This is a genomic window from Paenibacillus sp. GCM10028914 (assembly GCF_042666275.1).
Taxonomy (GTDB): Bacteria; Bacillota; Bacilli; order Paenibacillales; family Paenibacillaceae; genus Paenibacillus_AQ.
This window is the reverse complement of record NZ_JBHTFO010000014.1, coordinates 55,744-74,820: the sequence shown is the minus strand read 5'-3', so window position 1 is coordinate 74,820 and position 19,077 is coordinate 55,744. Positions and strand designations below refer to the sequence as shown.

The 19,077-nt window shown below is 39.1% G+C and carries 11 protein-coding genes and 1 pseudogene; 3 read left to right on the top strand and 9 right to left on the bottom strand.

Features of this window, described 5'->3' with window-relative positions; translation table 11 throughout:
- Positions 1-2: 2 nt before the first annotated feature.
- The 5 genes and pseudogenes from ACFQV5_RS13055 to ACFQV5_RS13035 all read right to left on the bottom strand — a co-directional run bounded on the left by ACFQV5_RS13055 (position 3) and on the right by ACFQV5_RS13035 (position 10,594).
- Entirely contained in the window at positions 3-2,786 is a 2,784-nt protein-coding gene (locus ACFQV5_RS13055; RefSeq protein WP_379247427.1) for a hypothetical protein, read from the bottom strand.
- Between the two features lie 22 nt (positions 2,787-2,808).
- A complete protein-coding gene (locus ACFQV5_RS13050; RefSeq protein ID WP_379247425.1) occupies positions 2,809-5,559 on the bottom strand; it encodes a P-loop NTPase fold protein in 2,751 nt (916 codons plus the stop codon).
- Between the two features lie 537 nt (positions 5,560-6,096).
- On the bottom strand, positions 6,097-6,288 hold the full coding sequence (locus ACFQV5_RS13045; protein ID WP_379247423.1) for a hypothetical protein: 192 nt from the start codon (positions 6,286-6,288) through the stop codon (positions 6,097-6,099).
- Positions 6,289-7,105: 817 nt separating this feature from the next.
- Positions 7,106-8,843, bottom strand: a pseudogene (locus ACFQV5_RS13040) (ABC transporter transmembrane domain-containing protein).
- A complete protein-coding gene (locus ACFQV5_RS13035) occupies positions 8,840-10,594 on the bottom strand; it encodes an ABC transporter ATP-binding protein (protein ID WP_379247421.1) in 1,755 nt (584 codons plus the stop codon). The pseudogene ACFQV5_RS13040 and the gene ACFQV5_RS13035 overlap by 4 nt, the downstream one beginning before the upstream one ends.
- 705 nt (positions 10,595-11,299) lie before the next feature.
- Between ACFQV5_RS13035 and ACFQV5_RS13030 the strand changes: the two genes are divergently transcribed.
- Entirely contained in the window at positions 11,300-12,364 is a 1,065-nt protein-coding gene (locus ACFQV5_RS13030; protein WP_379247419.1) for an endonuclease/exonuclease/phosphatase family protein, read from the top strand.
- 93 nt (positions 12,365-12,457) lie between these two features.
- Here ACFQV5_RS13030 and ACFQV5_RS13025 read toward each other — a convergent pair whose 3' ends face one another.
- The 4 genes from ACFQV5_RS13025 to ACFQV5_RS13010 form a co-directional block, all read right to left on the bottom strand.
- Positions 12,458-13,246: a hypothetical protein gene (locus tag ACFQV5_RS13025; protein ID WP_379247417.1), complete on the bottom strand. Its 789-nt coding sequence runs from the start codon at positions 13,244-13,246 to the stop codon at positions 12,458-12,460.
- A 150-nt stretch (positions 13,247-13,396) separates the two neighbouring features.
- Entirely contained in the window at positions 13,397-14,764 is a 1,368-nt protein-coding gene (locus ACFQV5_RS13020) for an amino acid permease (protein WP_379247415.1), read from the bottom strand.
- 275 nt (positions 14,765-15,039) lie between these two features.
- The gene (locus ACFQV5_RS13015) at positions 15,040-15,489 is read right to left on the bottom strand and encodes a VanZ family protein (RefSeq protein WP_379247586.1); all 450 of its coding nucleotides are present in this window, start codon (positions 15,487-15,489) and stop codon (positions 15,040-15,042) included.
- Positions 15,490-15,502: 13 nt separating this feature from the next.
- Positions 15,503-16,366, bottom strand: coding sequence for a D-alanyl-D-alanine carboxypeptidase family protein (locus ACFQV5_RS13010; RefSeq protein ID WP_379247413.1), 864 nt, complete (start codon positions 16,364-16,366; stop codon positions 15,503-15,505).
- 344 nt (positions 16,367-16,710) lie between these two features.
- Here ACFQV5_RS13010 and cypC point away from each other — a divergent pair, with 344 nt between their 5' ends.
- Positions 16,711-17,976: a CYP152 family fatty-acid peroxygenase CypC gene (gene cypC, locus ACFQV5_RS13005; protein WP_379247411.1), complete on the top strand. Its 1,266-nt coding sequence runs from the start codon at positions 16,711-16,713 to the stop codon at positions 17,974-17,976.
- A 103-nt stretch (positions 17,977-18,079) separates the two neighbouring features.
- Complete coding sequence (locus ACFQV5_RS13000) at positions 18,080-18,997, top strand: aldo/keto reductase (RefSeq protein WP_379247409.1); 918 nt, start codon at positions 18,080-18,082, stop codon at positions 18,995-18,997.
- Positions 18,998-19,077 lie beyond the last annotated feature (80 nt).

The following is a 19,077-nucleotide window of genomic DNA, read 5'->3' as shown; positions in this document are numbered from 1 at the left end:
AGCTAACAATAATATGGATCCTGCAACGCTTGAATGGTCATATCCAGAATTCGCAAATATTCCGCTCGACTTCTAGTCCTTCTAATAAAGGAAGTTTCCATACCTGACTTTCTGAGCTTCTCAATCCAGTCTAGAGCAGCCTCACGTCCAATGCCTTGCTGCAGCATACCGTAGTAGATGTAGACTAATTCATTACTGACATTCGTATTAAAGATCATTGGATCATCAGAGTTAATATTGACCAATATATTGGATAGATCTCGATTCCCTGCTGACTGAATGTTATACAGCTGATTGCTAAACATCGAGTCTATTTCCCCAATGGCTTCATTTGATGATGGATTCACCTCAATGACAACGCCGATACTCGCGATTTTATGAATCAGATAATTTTGCATGTCTACAGCCATCATACGTTCGATCTCATTCATCGCTACATAAATGGGTTCATTCATCTTGGTTAAGGTGCACTCTTGGTGATAGCATACGAATAATCTATCCTCAGCGTCCTTAATCCCTTGTAAGGGAACAGCAGATCCTTCTATCGCACCTGTGTCCTGATTCTTATATTTGCTATAAACACGATTTACTTCATCCTTTATTCTTTTGAAGCGTAATTTGTACGTATTGAAGAGAGTTGACACTCGAAGCTCACCTGCCGACAGTACATCCTCAAAAATGTACCTAGCCATTTCATCAATCCGTCTCTCTAAATAAACCAATGTCTCAGTACGTAACTGTGTTGTACGGCTATAAACTCCCCATATCCATAATAAATTGTCCAAATATTCGCCCCTAGGAATAATCACAATAGGGTTCCTTCGAATCCAATCCTCAACATCTACACCCAGAGCTATTCCATGACCTATTCGGTCTCCGGCATGTAGCTTACAGTAATCTATCACTTCATCCATACGTCTTAATCCTGAATTCAGATGGCGAAATTCTTCTCCTGCATGAAACGTGAAGAACAAGCTTTGTCTAGGCAAAACATTCCCTTCCGGATCAACGATTCGCAACGCATCATATCTGCTATCTCGCGCCTCTTCAAATACAGGGGCAAACACTTGTACAGGCGTATGATTCTCCACGCTCGCCGCATCCAAACCAACGATAAAATTTGTTGTCATAGGAACGTTTTTACGAAGCTGCTGTACCATCTGTACCTGTTTAATGTATGTTTCTTGATGTTCGCCATAATAAAGATGCTTGAATGTATGGTTGCGATCTTCATCAAACCACGCACTATCCTTGTCTAACTTGTCTGGACGCTTAATCAAATGATAGACGATGCCGATCAATGGAAATTCGGAGTTGGGATCATCATTCACCTTATAGTCCTCATCTAGAATTCGTCTGTATGATTCCAATATATGTAACAGATTTCTACGATTCTTCGCCTCACTATTTAATATCGATATCCGAAGCTCGATTTTTCGTAAGTACCTGTTTTGAAAGAGTGTTCTTAGCATAATCGTGAAGTAAGCTTGATCTCTCTTCATTCCATCTGTTGCGCTATCAAAATATCCTCTAAAGAAATCCAAACCATGCAGCACTGTAGGCTGTGTTACCTGCTGATAGAATTCATTTTTGATCGAAGTATACATAAAAAACAATCGAAAAAAATACTCATAATGACTCGATAAATTGGCTTTATCTTCTATCCGTCTCTTGTATGCCATTACTTGATGGAGAAAGATATTTTCCCCATATGTTTTAATATACTGATGTTCGGGAAAAATCGTATATATGAAATCTAAGCTCTGTTCCTTATCCGTTCCCATAAACATAATCTCTAATCGCTCAATGGCATCCTTGAGCATATTTAACGGCGAAAACTGACTATTCTCATGATCATATATATCATTTAGCAACTTACGAGTCTCGTGCTCTTCTGCAAGATTATCGTCGATCCATTCATTCATTGACTTGTTATATCCAGCCTGTGCATCTCTTAAATACTGTGACATGATTAGGCGTAGCAAGCGCGCTGTCCATATATATTCCTGCACTTCAGAAGAGGCGGCGAGATGATTCGTTATAAACTTCTTAAAATACTGTGGTGGGTAGACTCCATTCATCATCATTTGCCACAGGATGGAGAAATTGAATGCTGCTGAAGCATGGATATGATTCTCTGCCACTCCCCTTGCGAGGATATCGTCTAATGGCGCATCCGCAAGATTGATATGCTGGTAGAATTCATGAAGCTGGACAGGCTCATGGATATTATTTTTGGAATGATGTAAAGCGATCAAAAGATCAATAGGTATAAACCGGCTTAACGCTTGAAAAAAGAGAACCTTATCCTGACCGTTATACTGATCCATAAAATCAATGAATCTCCATCGTTTGTGACCATTCGCATCATTTTTCCAATATTTGAATATGACATCACCATCGCGATAGGAGAACAGCGCATCCGAGAACTCTTCTAGAATATAAAAATAGTGCTGATACAGCTTTTTCTCGATATTTAGAACTTTATCTGATGAAAGCAACGGTACAAAGCCGTAGCGTTCTGCCTCCCTCTCACTACTTAGCATAGGATAGAATTTCTGTATCATAAGATTGATTTCATCAAGACTATTTGGGCTAGCTTTGGCGAGAAGCTCAGCATACAGCTTGCGTCGAAAGTTGCGTTGCGCATTTTCGCGTTTCTTCTTGGCTACACTTCCCGTACCGGTATAGTCCACAACATCCAATAGTTCTTGCTGACAATAGAACTTTAGATTCTGAATGGGAAATAAAGAGACATTGATGAGCAGGTTTATTTTTGACAACATTCTATTTCACCACTATTTCCACTTATTCTTCAATCTCTTCCAAAAGTAAATCAAACTCATGAAGCTCCAATTCAGATTGCCTTCTAACACTCCTAAAGGTCTTATCCAGATTTCTCCTAATACTTGCTTTTGCATGTTCATAGTTCTGTTCTTCTGAAAATTCTCGGGTGCTAGTATAATACTGATAATATAACCCCAGGATTAATATGTCATTACCAGTGAAGAACGAATCCCTACTATATTCAGGGTTGTTCGTATCGCGCTCAGCTATGATTGAGGAGTATTGCAATGCGTTGTACAAATTTCTAGCTTCTATTCGTCCATACCATGCATACACATTTGAAGCTAATTCTTCTAAACTACTTAGTAATTCGTTGTATTCGTTAAACTTCAGTAAGATACTCTTTTTTTCTTTTTTGAGATGCATTGTAACAATATCCTTACATTCTCGATATCTAGTCGTTTTACTTTTCCCTGCGTAACCATCCTCAAAATTATCTAATACCTGTTGCGTAGATCCCGCTAGTTCAATGTACACCTTAATATCTCTTTCCATAAGCTTACCAAGTAAGTAATATGAAAATTTTTCCATATCCTCTTCTATAGTTTGAGTCACGCTCTTTGGAAGCTCAATTGCTGGATATTCAGATATTTTCTTCAAAATTCTCACCAATCCGTTTGCAAGATTGTGATGGGAGTCTTTTACTAAAATCATCATATTACTTTCTAAGTCTCTACGTTTATTTTTAGTTAACTCTACCGGTTGTTTATTTCTAATCCTTGTTAAATTGTTAATGAACAAAGTCCTTTTTATTTCCTTGTCTTTAACCAAGTTTGTAGTTTTAGAAAAAACTGAATTGCGCAATATTCCTTCAAATATTCGCTCCGTCACTTCAACCTCAGCGGGTACGTTACATAGATCATGCAATATATTTAGCGCAGTGTTAATCTCGTAATTTTTATCATATTGAGCTTTATAATAAAGCGGTTCAAATATCAATGGATACTGTTCAAGAATTTGGGTTATACACTTAACAACAAATTGATCTTTATCCCTTCTTTCATTGTCCCATATATACTCATAATAGTAAGGATCGTAAATAGACTCTGAAAGCTTCTCTAACATCAACATTGCAGCGGGCACATCAGTATGTAATACTAATCCTCGCATCAATAGATATAGCCTGTACTCATTAGAATAGGAATAGGAATAGGAAAATATATTTCCCTTGTTATACCCACGAATATATTTCTCAAACAATTTGACTTTGGACGTCTGGAAGGCTGTTTCTTCATATCTCACATTAGGTAGTAGTTTCTTTACAATTTCTGCGACTATAAAGATTGGTAAGTCCAGTTCTTCTTCATCTGTATGCTTAGCGGAGTAATTAATATAAGTAGATTGTTCATTACCACCCCACTGCAAAAATTGTTCGAAAAGCCATTGCTGTTGCCTTAATAATTTCGTATTAGATAGGATCAACGTATCTACAAAAGCCTTAACAGCTCTAAATAAATTTGTGCTGTGACTTTCAATATCATTTAACAACTGCACTAAATTATAATAGGCGTATACAAGTCCACGGGGTCTCTCATCAAACACACCGTAGCTGTTTTTAATTGGAAGATAGACATCTTGTTTATTCTTATTAGTTGTACTATCATTAAAAGCTATATAATTAAAAATTGACCGGTCACCCATTAACTGAGCCATTCTGTCCATCAGGTAGTACTGACCAAATGAGAAGTAAGGGATTGTTCCAGTATTCCATTTTACCAACTGATGCCTTCTCGCTGACGGAATGATTTTCTTCAAATACTCATGAGCCAACTCTGATTTACGTTCCATAATGGTAAGCAATTTACTTGTATCATTACGGATTTCTTTATAAGGCTGATCCAGTGCTTCTAATGAATCATATGCTTCTAATCCTATTTCCCTTAATGGTTCATCTGCTAATAATGACAGAGTAAGCGATTCTAGCAGGATATCGTAGTCTCCTGATAGTACAGTTACAATATTTGGGTGATCCGTATATTTCAACAGAGCTTCCATTAATTCTCTCGTTTTAGAGGTTTTTAGATCGATATCATCTATAAAAATAAAGATTAGTACTGGTTCTTTAGGTAAGTCTAGCACCTGCTTAACACGTATTATTTCTTCGATAAACTCATTTAACTTCTCTTTGAAAGCAATGTCAGGACTAAGCACGCGAGAAGAATTTTTAATATATGCAGCTAAATCCTCATAATGCTGGGAAAGTATATTTCTATATTGACTTTCTGTGTATAAGTGATATTCAATCGTTTCATTTATAACCTGTTTCAGCTTATTGTTAGGCTTGTATACTCCCGCATTAAAGTAATCTGACAAATCTTCTTTTTGGTCTTCTGTCAGGCGTTCTTTTTTCAATTTCTCTAATAAAGATTCTCCCTCTTTTTTCATAAAGCCTACGATAGATCCGATAATCTTGGTATTCTCACCAAAATTATCAGGTTCGATGAGGGGAAATATAACACTAGACTTCTCATTTAGATCGTTTCGCAAAGTATATAGAGCAGAAGTTTTACCTGCGCCTCTTGGTCCAAAGATTCCAACTGTATTATTATAAACCTGGACTTTACTGACATGATTTCTTTGTGAGACATTCACTTGATGAACCGCTTCTCTTATTTCATCTAACTGCTTCAACATAATTTGATATGTTGGCATGATATTAACTATTTGATCTCCTAAAGCTCTTGCTCCCAGAATCACTTCTTCTTGCAGCATTACTTTCATCCTTCCTCTTTATGAAGTAGTGTCTCATAATACTTAACTTCTTCATTATTGCCTTGCTACTCTAATGCCAGACTGCTCAAATCTTTTACACACATAACCTACTCCCTACTGAACAATAAACATTTTCCAACTCTCTCGTCTGTACCTTTAAACAGCATCATCTGATGATTAGACCTATTCTGTTCTACATTAAAATACATAATTCTACAAAACAAACCTAATTCCCTCCAAATGATTACTCTATTTATAATCTGTTACATTAAACTTGCTAAGGTTTATGTACAGCAAAAAAACTGCGTCCCTAGCTGGGTTCACAATGTTTTTTCTAAAATGCTTTTCTCTTCCTCATTTTTTTTAAATCAGTGTACATAAACTCCAAACTATTTTTCTTACCATCTAACAAAACAGCAACTAACAGAGAAAACAACTCAAAGTAATTCTTCAAGAATCAATTAAACGAGCAATAAAGACGTTCCTCGAAGAAGAAGTACTTGCTCCGAAAACACATTTTTTATCGCTGAAAGGTATTTAACATAAATCTACGAATAAAACTTTCGAGATTATTAATCTTGGCCTAATTCTTATAATTAGAAATGCTAAATCCGGTTCCGATTCGTTATCTATGACTGGATTTCCTAGAAAATCCCGTCGATTGATGTCTAACATCTCTGCAAGCTTAAAGTATATAGGAGGTTCTGTTCGTTCCCATCGTTCCTTCATAATCATCTCGCCTCCTTATTTGTATTGCCTGAGCCGCGCTCCTGCCGACCATTCCAATTATGAGCTAGGGACATGCGCCATTAGATCATATTTATTTTATTTTCAAACTGTACTTTTTCCCTCTACTGCCCTAACGGCAACCTTTAAAGCTGAAGCGATAATCATAATGATCAGGCCGCTTATAATATATTCGCTGTATAAAAAAATTAGGTTAATATAATTTGTCATATCCAGTTCATTTATGCTTGGATAACAGCAGACCATCTGTATATTCGTATATAGTATCAAAAATTATGGTTAAAAACCCCAACTTATACAAAACAGCTAGGTTCTCATGCATTTACAAGTTGTCTGTGTGAATATTCCCCTGAAAAACTACCATGGCCATGTCAGATATAAAAGCTATTGTGATATAAGATTTATTACTGTAATATTCAGGAGCCTGATCGAAATAGAGATCGACATAGGAAAATACAGGCTCAAAACCTCCTAAGAACTGCGTGAATGCGCTGCCCGGGAATCATAAATAGCTTACGTAATTCATAACTATAAAGATCCCTACCACCAGCGTTAAATAAAATAAACTAAGACATGCCTTGGAACCCCATTTAAAAATCTTTTTTAACTTCATTGATTTGTCCTTCTCCCTGTTGTCTGAATTGTTATGTAATGAAAATGAACGATCATCGTAACATTTTCCAATATTAATCGTTTATAATTCCGTTGAAAGAGACGTTAAAGATATTATATCTCTAACGCCTCTATCTCCATTTCTATTCAATTATTCTCTCGAAGTTAGTAAGAGTTAACCCCCCTCTTAATCAGCAACATTTGCATACTCTTGAGCGGTAGCTTCACCTTGCCATAGGAGCTGCATCTCTTCATTAGTAGCGAGTAATTCTGATAAACTTCCCTCGGCTTCAATCCGCCCATCCTTCATAACGATGATATGATCGGCCTTGCTAAGGGCTGCTCTCCTGTGTGATACAGCAATACAAGTAACATCATGCTCCTTAAACAACCCATCCCAAACCTGCTGTTCTGTCTCCACATCAAGCGCGCTGGACAGATCGTCAAAGATATATAGATCTGCACCAGTCATCAACATACGAGCTGTAGCCAACGTAAGTTTCCAATCCTTGATCCAGGTTGTCTAGATCTTTTTCCAAAACGGATAGGCGAATCGCTCGTTCCAAGGATTCCTCAGCTTGATCTTGTTTCCCTTGCACGATGTTCTCTCTGAGAGGATCACTGAACAAGCGAGGAACCTGCGGCGTATAAGCCGCTCTAGGCGGCATAAGAAATGTAGCCGGATCCACTTCTTCTCCATTCCATGTAATCTTGCCACCCTGCTTAGGCAGCAATCCAAGAAGCGCACGGACAAGTGTGGATTTACCTGATCCGATACGTCCTGTAACGACAATGAATTTACCGCGTTCGAGCCGGAAATTAATATCTTCAATCCCTTTTTCCGAGTCAGGATAGTGATACGATAGGTTACTTATTTCAAGCTCTCTCAGTTTCTCCGAAGCTTCTCTCTTGTGTACCATTAGCTCTGGAGGATCCTCGTTCAGATAAATTTCCCTAGCTTCAATAATCCTATCTTCTTCTCCAGGACGAAACAGAGTCCGCATGCGATCAAAAGATACTTTAAGGCGCTTGTGTTGAAATACCATATATCCAAATAAAGAAATACTGATTCCTATATTCCCCAGATAAGTGGTAAACAAAGCGAAATCCCCTACACTAAAGCGTCCGGCCTGCATTTCGGCTGCACACATTAGAAGAATCAAACCAGTACAAATACTAAGCACATGTTGATTGAGTGATCTCATCCACTGTTTGAACAGATTATCCTTCAGCGCTGCCTGGCGGCGGTCTTCATTCAACTTGGTAAAACGCTCATGAACATGATCCTCTGCTTGCCCCAGCTTCAAAGCTTGAACCGCACCGAATGTTTCCGCGATAAAACTTGTTATACGTCCGGTAGCCTCACGATTTTTTTGTCCATATTGACGGGCTCTATTACCCGATAAATTGTTAAGCAGTGTCACCACTACAAGCGGAAGAACTGCAACCAACATGATCTTCCAGTTGATACTTGCCATGATGATAATCGAAACGAGAGCAAATACAAATCGTCCCCAGAAATCTACCCAGGATTCCACGTATTCGACCACTTCATCTACATCATCCCGAAAGCGACTCATCGCTTCTCCTGGTGAGGCCGGCAAATTCCTTCCTGGCCAGCGCATAATACCCGCGAGCATATTCGTACGAAGAATAGCTTGAATGTGATAAATATACGTTATCCATTGATAGAACGCTGCAAAAAAGACCCCAACTCTCGATACCCTTACTAAAGCGATGAAGATCAATGGTACAGCTAGCCACATATAATTCGTTGAGTTCGAGGAAGTTCTGTCAAAAAACCACTGCATACCAAGTCCGATCCCGAGCGGCAACGAGTGAAATATACACCATAACAATCCGTTTATAAGAAACAATGAAGGTTTAAACCGAAATAGCCGCCCTATAAATCCACCAATCGTCATGCCAATTCCTCCTCTCTTCCTGAGATGAGCAGTCTGGCATAATGTGTAGACGGATCTTGTGCTAATACTTCGCGCTCCCCAAATTCCAATATCCGTCCATCACCAATGACCATAATCTTATCCACCTGCTCTAACGTAGACAGCCGGTGGGCTATGATAATCCCCGTACATTGACTCATCATCTGATCCACTGCCACCTGTAACAAATTTTCCGTAGCTGCATCAAGCCGTGATGAAGGTTCATCAAGAACCACCAGGCTAGGCTCTGTTAAAAATACTCGGGTTAACGCAAATAGCTGAGCTTCTCCAGCTGATAGAGATGCACCACCTGTTGTCAAATGAGTATCCAACCCTTCAGGCTGGGCATCAATCCACTGCCGTAGTCCCAAGCGTTCTGTTGTTTCCAGAATGAAATCATCGGATACATTATGATCAAACAGCGTGAGATTATCTCGCAGTGTGCCATCGAACAACTGTACATCTTGCGTTACCATCCCCACCCTGCGATAGAGTGACGAGATCTTCAGTTTCGTAATATCCGTACCTCCAATTCGAATAACCCCACTGTTAATATTGTACAAGCGAAGGAGGACACGACTGAGACTTGATTTCCCACTCCCGGTACGTCCAATAATGCCAAGGCGCTCACCTGGTTTAACAGTAAAGTTAATATCTTTTAGCACTGGCTTATCTTCGTTATAACTAAAATTGACTCCTTCGAATTCAAGACTTAGCGCTCCATCTGGAAGCTGCTCTTGATTCCCATCTACGATCTCACTGCGGTTCGAGAGTAGTTCTCTGGAACGGAGCATACCTGATTTTGCTTTCTGGAATTCCTGAACCTGATCGCCGAGCATCTCGATAGGATCATTCAACATCTGCGTATACTGATAGATGAGGAACAGCGTACCTAAACTAATCTCACCGATCAAATAATAACGAACTCCAATTAAGAGTACAGCAGTTACAGCAAGCGCAAACAGAACGACAGTCGTATTCCATGGAACAACTCTAAGCATCCATGCCTTTCTTCCTTTGAGAAATACAGCTCGCATTAAACGATGAAACCGATTCATCACATAAGGAACATGACCGTTTGCCTGAACATCTTCAATTCCCGCAATCCGCTCTTCGATCAAACCGAACAGAGAAGCACTCGCTTCACGTTCGTTTTTGGATGAATGAACACCAAGATTACGAATAAACACCATGAACATAATCGATATTATTGTAAAGACCGTCATCACAATAGCAATTGGCAAGTTCACAGTAAACATAAAGCCTAAAATACCAGCGAGCAGGACAAAGCTGCCGATAACCTGGACAATAAACATAGCAAAAAAGTTTGAAATACTTGTAACATCACCATCTACTCGCTCAATCATTTCACCTGACGTTTTCATGTTATGAAATCGCATATCCAGCCGTAAACAGTGTTTTAGCAGATCGCCTCGAAGACGGTTCGTTGCTCTCCACGAAATATCATTTCCAAGATAACTAACTCCGACTGTGATCAATTGATTCACTACTGCAACGATCAAGAATAACCCTGCAAGCTGAATTAAACTAGATAACAGCCCTCCACCAGCAGCCGTATCAATAAAGCGTTTTGTAATTTGTGGATGCAACAACTGCAAGCCCGTAGAAGTTAATAGCATCACTAGGAGTACTATTAACCGTCCTTTGACTGGGCTCAAATATCGAAACAGCCACAACATCGAAATATTGTCTTTTTTGGGCAATTTGCCCACCCCCATCATTTTTCGAAATCATCTGAGATATGACTTACCATCATTGGAATGTCGTATTGTTGATTCGCTAAGAAGAATCATGTAACAAGACTTTTACTACCCGAAACACATCATGACTATTTTTCATAAATATCATATGTATCACCTTTTTCTTTTTAGTTTTCTTCCCTAAACCATTAACTCGAACTACTAAACTTCTCCTTTCCATGTGGAGGGAAAACAGGATTGGACGCAAAAAAGCTGTAGATGAACAAAAGTCCATCTACAGCTTATAACATTAAGAAAATGGCATAAGTAATTGTACTCGATGCTTATTCCTTGTATGCGATACAAGATTGATGAAAGTTCATGACAGAGAGTGCACAAACGTGGACAATTCAAACAATATAACTAGTCACTTGTTCGAATCCCTTTCCGTTCGTCACTTATTCAGTTATCGATAGTCGATAGTTCCTGTCTGAATCTTATTCATCTTTATCCACCCACTCACATATTTGTTCCTATTGTATTCGCTTGATACATGAATGTAAAGAAATTTTTTCCTTTTTTTTAGTGCGCTACATGAACACACTACATCGCACACCAGCACAAATTGTACCGAAAAAAACTATGCTAGCACCTTCTTCTTATTTATGGTAATTTCACTGTAACTCGAATGATGAAGTCACACCGCAAGATTATAAATCAGGGGGTAAGAATAACCTAATGTTCAGAAAAACACTTAAATGGCTGGGATGGTTCGCGCTAACCATAGTTGCTTTGGTTGCCATCTTCCTAGTTTATATTACCGTGATGGACTATAAGCCACCACAACAAACAGAACTACATACCAATAATAGCAACAACCTTAACACACTGAAGCAAGGTGAGCCTTTCACGGTTACCACTTTTAATATCGGCTACGCCGGACTTGACCAAGGTCAGGATTTCTTTATGGACGGAGGGACGATGTCTCGATCGAGAAGTAAAGAACAAACGGAGGCTAACCTGAGTGCCATTACTGATTTTCTAAGTAACACCCGTTCAAATATGTATATCCTGCAAGAAGTGGATATGAACTCCTCACGAAGCCATCATATAAATCAAGTTGAGACACTTAGTCATGAACTACAAGATTATAGTGAAACCTTTGCTTATAACTACAAGATGCCTTGGGTACCCGTTCCGATCACACATCCAATGGGTTCGGTAAAAAGCGGTTTAATGACATTATCTGAATACAGTAGTACTTCTCATACGCGATACGATCTTCCAGGTAAAGAGAGTTGGCCAGTTCAATTGTTTGAACTTGATCGTGGGTTTATTGAGAGTAGATTTCCGGTCAACAACGGTAAAGAACTCGTGTTAATTAATTTGCACTTGTCCGCATTCGACAAGGGAGGAAAGATCCGTAAACAACAATTAGAGTTCCTCCAAGACTATATCAATAAGGAGGTAGTAAACAATAACTATCTCATTATCGGCGGAGACTGGAATCACTCCCTGCCCGGCACGGATCACAGCCAGTTTAGATCTCAGCAGGAATGGCCGCAGTGGCTTCAACCCTTCCCGGATACTTTCGGTCCAGATGGTTTTCAATGGGCAACAGATTCAAATACTCCTACTGTCCGAACGCTGGATGTGGCATATCAGGAAGGTGTTAATTTTCTTTCGGTGATCGACGGATTTCTAGTATCTTCGAATATTGTGATCCATGATGTTACCGGTCACGATCTGAAATTCAAAAACAGTGATCATAACCCTGTTACAGGGACATTTATTTTGAATTAAGCTAACATAGTTATCACGAAGCCAACAGCTCTGTTCTGCAGAGGTTGTTGGCTTCATTTCGTCTGATACTATTTCTTGTCATATGTACAATACTTATTTCGGGAGCTTAGCTTCAGCATCTCTAATCACATTTCGAATTTCTACTTCCCACGAATATATTTTCTTTTGAGATACTTGAATCCGACCTAGTTCACTTGTGATGAGATTCAACTCTGCAGCTGCTATTACAGCATCCCCCTGTTTGACCGCTACCTGATACCTTTTATTCGCTGCAATCCTGCTCTTATTCCATTCAGTAATCTGTTTATTCTCGGCTGTAATTTGCTTTTTTATCGTTTGTACCGGAATCAAGCGATCCTTAACATTTTTAGCTTTCACCGAAGCTTGCTTCTTTGCAGCTGTTAATGCATCTGTCTTCACTTTGATTTCCTGACGAGCCTTTGTAGCAGAATCTTTAATTTTGTTACGTCTTAGATCGAACATTAGAGCAGCTTTTTTATTATTATTTTTTCGTGCTTCCGTTGCTTTCTTGCCAAGATTCGTATATTCCGTAAGAAGAGGATCATGCTTCTTCTTAGCCTGCTCTACTTCAGTTTTAAGTTTATCGATCTTATTCTTGTCGATGAGCTGTATTTGTGAATTGATTACTTTCAGCTTGTCGTTGTTCTGTTTGCGAAGCTCTTGTGTCTGCTGCTTTACGAGTTTATTACTTGATTCCAAAATCGTTAAACTATCATACAACTGATCAATACTTGTTAACGCAGCGTCCCACGCTGTTCCGGAAGCTTCTGCGTAAGAAGGTTTGAACATGATTAACAGGATACTCACAAGTATTACTCTGGAATAAATCATATAACGTCTGTGCTTAATTCTTCGCTTCATCAATAAAATCATCTCCCCTATTATGATTATTCTTAATCGAAACGCAAAAAAAAGCACCCCACAAGAAAGGCTTAATTAGCCTATCAAGCGAGGTGCTTCTCCCGCACTTCAATTCAATTGATAATAATATATAATCGATTAGCTTAGATGTCAACCAATTTCGGAACGCCCGTTCCCATCCTGTTTAGGACGAAATTTAATGAAAGACCATAATGTGAGCAGCGTTAATACGGCTAAACATATCCCTATACTGAATCGGCTCTGACTATCAAAAACAAACAAGAGTGCAATGACTGAAAGGCATACCACTACGAATCCTGTTACATAAGGGTAACCCCAAACTTTGAAAGCCGGTTTAATGGGGTAATGATTCCTGAGCTTCCATTGGGATGAAGCAATACAAATCCACACAAGTATCACAACGAACCCTGGAACAGCCATCAAGATACGGAATAGTTGATCCTGAGCGAATAATCCCAACATTGCGCCGGCAAGTAAAATGACCGCACATAGATACAGTGTATTAACAGGACTGCCATTTCGGTTTGTTTTGGCTAGAGATTTAGGAGCTTCTCCCGCTGCTGCCATAGAGTAGAGCATTCTTGATGCACCATAAATTCCAGAATTGGCAGCCGATAATACGGCCGTAATCAAGATGAAATTCATAATATGTGCCGCACTAGAAAGTCCTGTCGATGTGAGAACTTGAACGAACGGACTGCTGTCCGGCCCGAGCTGATTCCACGGTATTAAACCGCAAATAATCAAAATCGGGAGAGTGAAGAACAATATGATTCTCAAGATAAAATTAGCGACCACCTTGGGCAGAATTCGTTCAGCATTCTCTGTCTCCGTCAATGTTAACCCGATTAGCTCAGACCCCCCATAGGAGAACATCACGACTAGTAATGCAGAGAAAATCGACGTCCAGCCATTCGGGAAAAACCCTCCAGAAATGGTGTAGTTTTCAAGATAAGGTGTATGATCACTTGGAATGATTCCGAAGATCAGACCTGCTCCAAGAACAATAAAGATGAGAATCATCGCAATTTTTATTCCCGCTAGCCAAAATTCAAATTCTCCGAAGGTACCTACACTAAGAAGATTAATTAGAATGATAAAGGCTGCACAGGCTAAACTTAATCCCCACAATGGTACATCTGGAAACCAATACTGCAAAAAGCTGCCTGCCGCAATGACTTCTATAACACATACAGACAACCACATGAAGCAGTACATCCATCCCATAATAAAAGAGACCTTTTCTCCAAAAGCTTCACGGATAAAATCCTTCATATTCCGGTTAGGGTAAACGGTCGCCATTTCAGCCATCGCAGCCATAACGACCAGAAGCAGTAACCCAGCAAATATATAGGATACAATGACACCTGGACCTGCAAGACCGATCGTTTCAGCACTTCCCTTAAAAATCCCAGTGCCGATTACGCCGCCCATAGCCATAAAACTGATATGTCTAGGTTTTAATTGCTTCTGTAATGATCCTTTTGTTTGTCCCATCCATATCCTCCTGATGTTTCATTCATATATGACTATGATATTTATAAAAATACACATCTCAGTATAACCTATTGTGCATATTTGTGAAAATACTATATTTCTGACATTGAATATCAAGGAGAATGTGCAAATACATTGTGTGAATCCTAACCAAACAGGGCTCTCAAGAATGAACCTTGAGAGCCCTGTTTTAAGTTCTTGAATGATGACTTTTCCCAATACATTGAATCATAAATCGGTCTTTTATCCGAAACATCTTACTCAACCATGTCAACTCATTTAAATAGAAGCACGGTCCATCTAATCATTTGATAAGCTACGTAACCGGCAATACCTCCGGAAACATTTAAGATAATATCATCCACATCGAACACACCTATAGAAAATATAGCCTGTGAACACTCCAGTCCTAAACTAAATGCGAAAGATAAGATGAAGGAACTGATTAATTTATATCTTGTCAATATACTAATAAATATCCCGTTAGGTATGAAAATCAGGATATTACCAATTAAATTGGAAAAGTCACGTATACTCAATAGTCTATGGATATTATGTTTTATAGATGAAAAAGGCGTGAGATTCCCTGCATGCATTCGTTTCATAACAATATCTGGATTTTCTAAAACAATATGAAGCTGTCTCCAAAGAACTGCAATATCTACCGAACTAAATTTAAACAATATAATTTTAATTACGCAGTAGATATATATGATAAACAGCATCAGTATGATGAGCTTATTCCACGACTTCTTCATGCTCTTCTTCCTGATTTTTAACAATAGTTAAAATAACGCCGTCAACATTATTTCCAGATAGTTCATAATTGCTATGAATCGGTACTTCTATAGTCGTTTGCTCAGAAACAGGGATATATGAAATCTCAAACGACTCACCTTTGATCGTAGTAGTGAATGTTGTCTGTTCCTTCAGAAAATCCAAATACTCCTCAAGCGTTAATTGTTTTTCTTTCATAATCATACTGTGAGGTAATCCTACATATCTAAAATGCCATGGCTCATAGTGAATACCCGTTATCGCTGTTTTATTGGCTGGATAACGAAGTATAAAACCATAATCCCAGGCATTTTCTTTCAACCACTCGCCTTCAGGAGCCACGTCAATCGACTTCAAAGTTGATCCAATGTCTAAGGATAACCCAGCATTATGTTCACTGTATCCCGCTGGCAAGGCATAGTCAGATCCCTTTTCAAGATATAACTTCTCTTGCTCCGTCTTATCTCGATAACCACTGCTTATCATAAAATGATTTACTCCAGTTTGAGATGCTGCTTCGACCATTTCGCCAAAACGCTCCGCCACACTCATCGATAATTGTACCGTATTGTCTAGCAATGCGGTTCCCTTAATCAATTCTTTGTTCTCATATAGATTAACGATATCCGTTGGCAAGCCTTCATCTTGGATCGGGTTGTCTTTGTTAACAAGCAGCAAATTTCCTTCATAAATCTGTTCCTTTGAAATCTCAATCGTCTCATGAGTCTTTTCTGCTACCTTTTCCGGAACTTCACTCTCAATATTCTGATTGGAATCACACCCCGCAAGCATTAATACAACCAACAAGCACAACCATTTCTTCAACCTCAACATCTCCCTTATGCTAGCTTCATCTAGTTTAAATTAAATACATTAATAACAATTGTAGTAAATCTAAAGAAATCCTTAAGTTCTTAACAACACCACTCTTATTCGACAAAAAAGAAAACCCGCAATATATGCGGGTTTTCTTTTTTAACGCATATCATCTGCTTAATAAATGCCTAAAAATGTTACCACGTACGGTAAGTCCTTGTCCATTAGGTAATAAATGGATGAGGGGCGAGCCTATTCTGTTGTTCAATTCGATTTCTAATGGGTATGTATGAAGTATTATGTCTGAAGCTGAACTTCGATCTTGCTAGCTCATAATCTAGGAGGTTATTTACATGGTACAAACAAAGTTTATCCCTAAAGAATCTGGATTGGATCATAGCTTAGATGTACTTCGTGAAGGCTATTTGTACATTACGAATAGAACGATAGGATTTCAATCTAATATATTCGAGACACGGATCTTGGGTGAGCGAGCGATTTGTATGCGAGGGGAAGAAGCTGCAAAACTATTTTATGATAATAGTAAGTTCGCACGTAAAGGCGCGGCTCCAAAAAGAGTCTTAAAAACCTTGTTCGGTGAAGATGGTGTTCAGACACTGGATGGTAAGGAGCATCATCATCGGAAAGCTATGTTTATGTCTCTAATGTCTCATAAAGCTCTCGGAAGGATGAGAGAAATTACTCGTAAACAGTGGAAAGATGCTGTTAACCGTTGGGAGACACAATCGGAAGTTGTAATATATGAAGAAGCTAAAGAAATTTTGTGTCGTGTAGCTTGTGAATGGGCAGGTGTTCCATTATCGGAAGATGAAGTGAAAGAGAAAACCAAATGGCTTGGCTCTATGATCGAAGCCTCTACATCCATTGGGATCAATTATGCAAAAGGGAAAAACTCACGCTTCAAAGCTGAAAACTGGATCCAAGAGCTAATAAATGATGTTCGGGGAGGTAAGATCAAGCCAGAAGAACATACAACCTTGTATACATTTGCTTGGCATCGTGACCTTCAAGGTGAATTGCTAGATCCGAAAATAGCGGCTGTTGAAATTCTGAACATTCTTCGTCCCATTGTAGCTGTTGCCATTTATGTTTGCTTTACTGCATTAGCTGTTATCCAGCAACCCGAAGAACGAGAGAAATTAGTCTCTTCAGATGAGAAGATGCTTAAGAATTTTGTTCAGGAAGTACGTCGTTTCTATCCTTTCTTCCCTTTTGCTCCAGCTCGTCCAATTAAAGATTTTGTTTGGAATGGCTACTCCTTTGAAAAAGGGGTGCTTACAATACTTGATTTATATGGAACGAATCATCATCCGGATTTATGGGATAAACCAGAGCTTTTCAAACCAGAGAGATTCGATACTTGGAATGAAAGTCCCTTTAATTTCATCCCTCAAGGAGGTGGTGATCACAATACTGGGCACCGATGTGCTGGTGAATGGATTACCCTAGAGATCATGAAGGAAAGTCTCGATTTCTTAGCTAATAAGATGAGTTATGAAGTTCCCGTTCAGGATGTAAGTTTCAGTTTTCATAAGATGCCATCCCTTCCTCATAGTCGAATTATTATCCGAAAAGTTAAGATATTGAATGAAAATTAAAAGTTGTTGATCATAACCCCACCAGCATGTCACAATAAACATAAGACAAGCAGGTGGGGTTGTTGCTTGTGTAACTAATTATAATGACATGGAGGTCCTTTTGATGAAAACAATGAAACTGGGTAGCAGTTCACTCGAAGTACCTGTTGTAGCCGTTGGCTGCATGCGCATAAATTCTCTTGAAAAAGCAGATGCTGAGCGATTCGTTCAAACAGCGATTGAAGAAGGAGCGAATTTCTTTGATCATGCGGATATTTATGGCAGCGGAAGCTGTGAGGAAATATTTGCAGAAGCAATACATATGAACTCGGAAATACGAGAGAATATCATCCTCCAGTCCAAATGTGGCATTCGCCAGGGTATGTTTGATTTCTCTAAAGAGCATATCTTGAATTCAGTGGATGGTATATTGAAAAGACTAAAGACGGATTACCTGGATGTTCTGCTTCTTCACCGTCCGGATGCACTTGTTGAACCCGAAGAGGTAGCGGAAGCATTTGAACAACTAGAGAACTCTGGAAAAGTACGGCATTTCGGTGTCTCAAATCAGAATCCCATGCAAATTCAGCTTTTGAAAAAATTCGTAAAGCAGCCGCTTGTGGCTAATCAGTTGCAACTCAGTATCACAAATACAACCATGATTCAAAGCGGTATTAATGTCAATATGGAGAATGACGCCGCAATCAATCGCGATGGCAGCATTCTGGATTTCTGCAGACTCCATGACATTACGATCCAACCATGGTCCCCCTTCCAATATGGATTCTTTGAAGGTGTGTTCCTTGGAAGCGACAAGTTCCCTGAACTCAATCAAAAGATCGATGAGATTGCACAGAAATACGCTGTTAGTAACACGACAATTGCTATTGCTTGGCTTCTGCGTCATCCAGCGAACATGCAGCCCGTTGTCGGCACCATGAACATCGAACGGCTGAAAGACTGTATTAAAGCAAGCGATGTACAACTGACACGGGAAGAATGGTACGCTATCTATCGTGCTGCTGGCAATATTCTTCCGTAATCAAAACTGTTTTTCATTCAACAATTTAAAAAACAGCCTCCAGCTACTAAGAGTTGAAGGCTGTTTTCTCTTCTTGCTAA

Coding starts and splice junctions, on each gene's coding strand:
- ACFQV5_RS13055 (WP_379247427.1), bottom strand. CDS start 2,786: ATGTTGTCAAAAATAAACCTGCTCATCAATGTCTCTTTATTTCCCATT.
- ACFQV5_RS13050 (WP_379247425.1), bottom strand. CDS start 5,559: ATGCTGCAAGAAGAAGTGATTCTGGGAGCAAGAGCTTTAGGAGATCAA.
- ACFQV5_RS13045 (WP_379247423.1), bottom strand. CDS start 6,288: ATGAAGGAACGATGGGAACGAACAGAACCTCCTATATACTTTAAGCTT.
- ACFQV5_RS13030 (WP_379247419.1), top strand. CDS start 11,300: ATGTTCAGAAAAACACTTAAATGGCTGGGATGGTTCGCGCTAACCATA.
- ACFQV5_RS13025 (WP_379247417.1), bottom strand. CDS start 13,246: ATGAAGCGAAGAATTAAGCACAGACGTTATATGATTTATTCCAGAGTA.
- ACFQV5_RS13020 (WP_379247415.1), bottom strand. CDS start 14,764: ATGGGACAAACAAAAGGATCATTACAGAAGCAATTAAAACCTAGACAT.
- ACFQV5_RS13015 (WP_379247586.1), bottom strand. CDS start 15,489: ATGCTGTTTATCATATATATCTACTGCGTAATTAAAATTATATTGTTT.
- cypC (WP_379247411.1), top strand. CDS start 16,711: ATGGTACAAACAAAGTTTATCCCTAAAGAATCTGGATTGGATCATAGC.
- ACFQV5_RS13000 (WP_379247409.1), top strand. CDS start 18,080: ATGAAAACAATGAAACTGGGTAGCAGTTCACTCGAAGTACCTGTTGTA.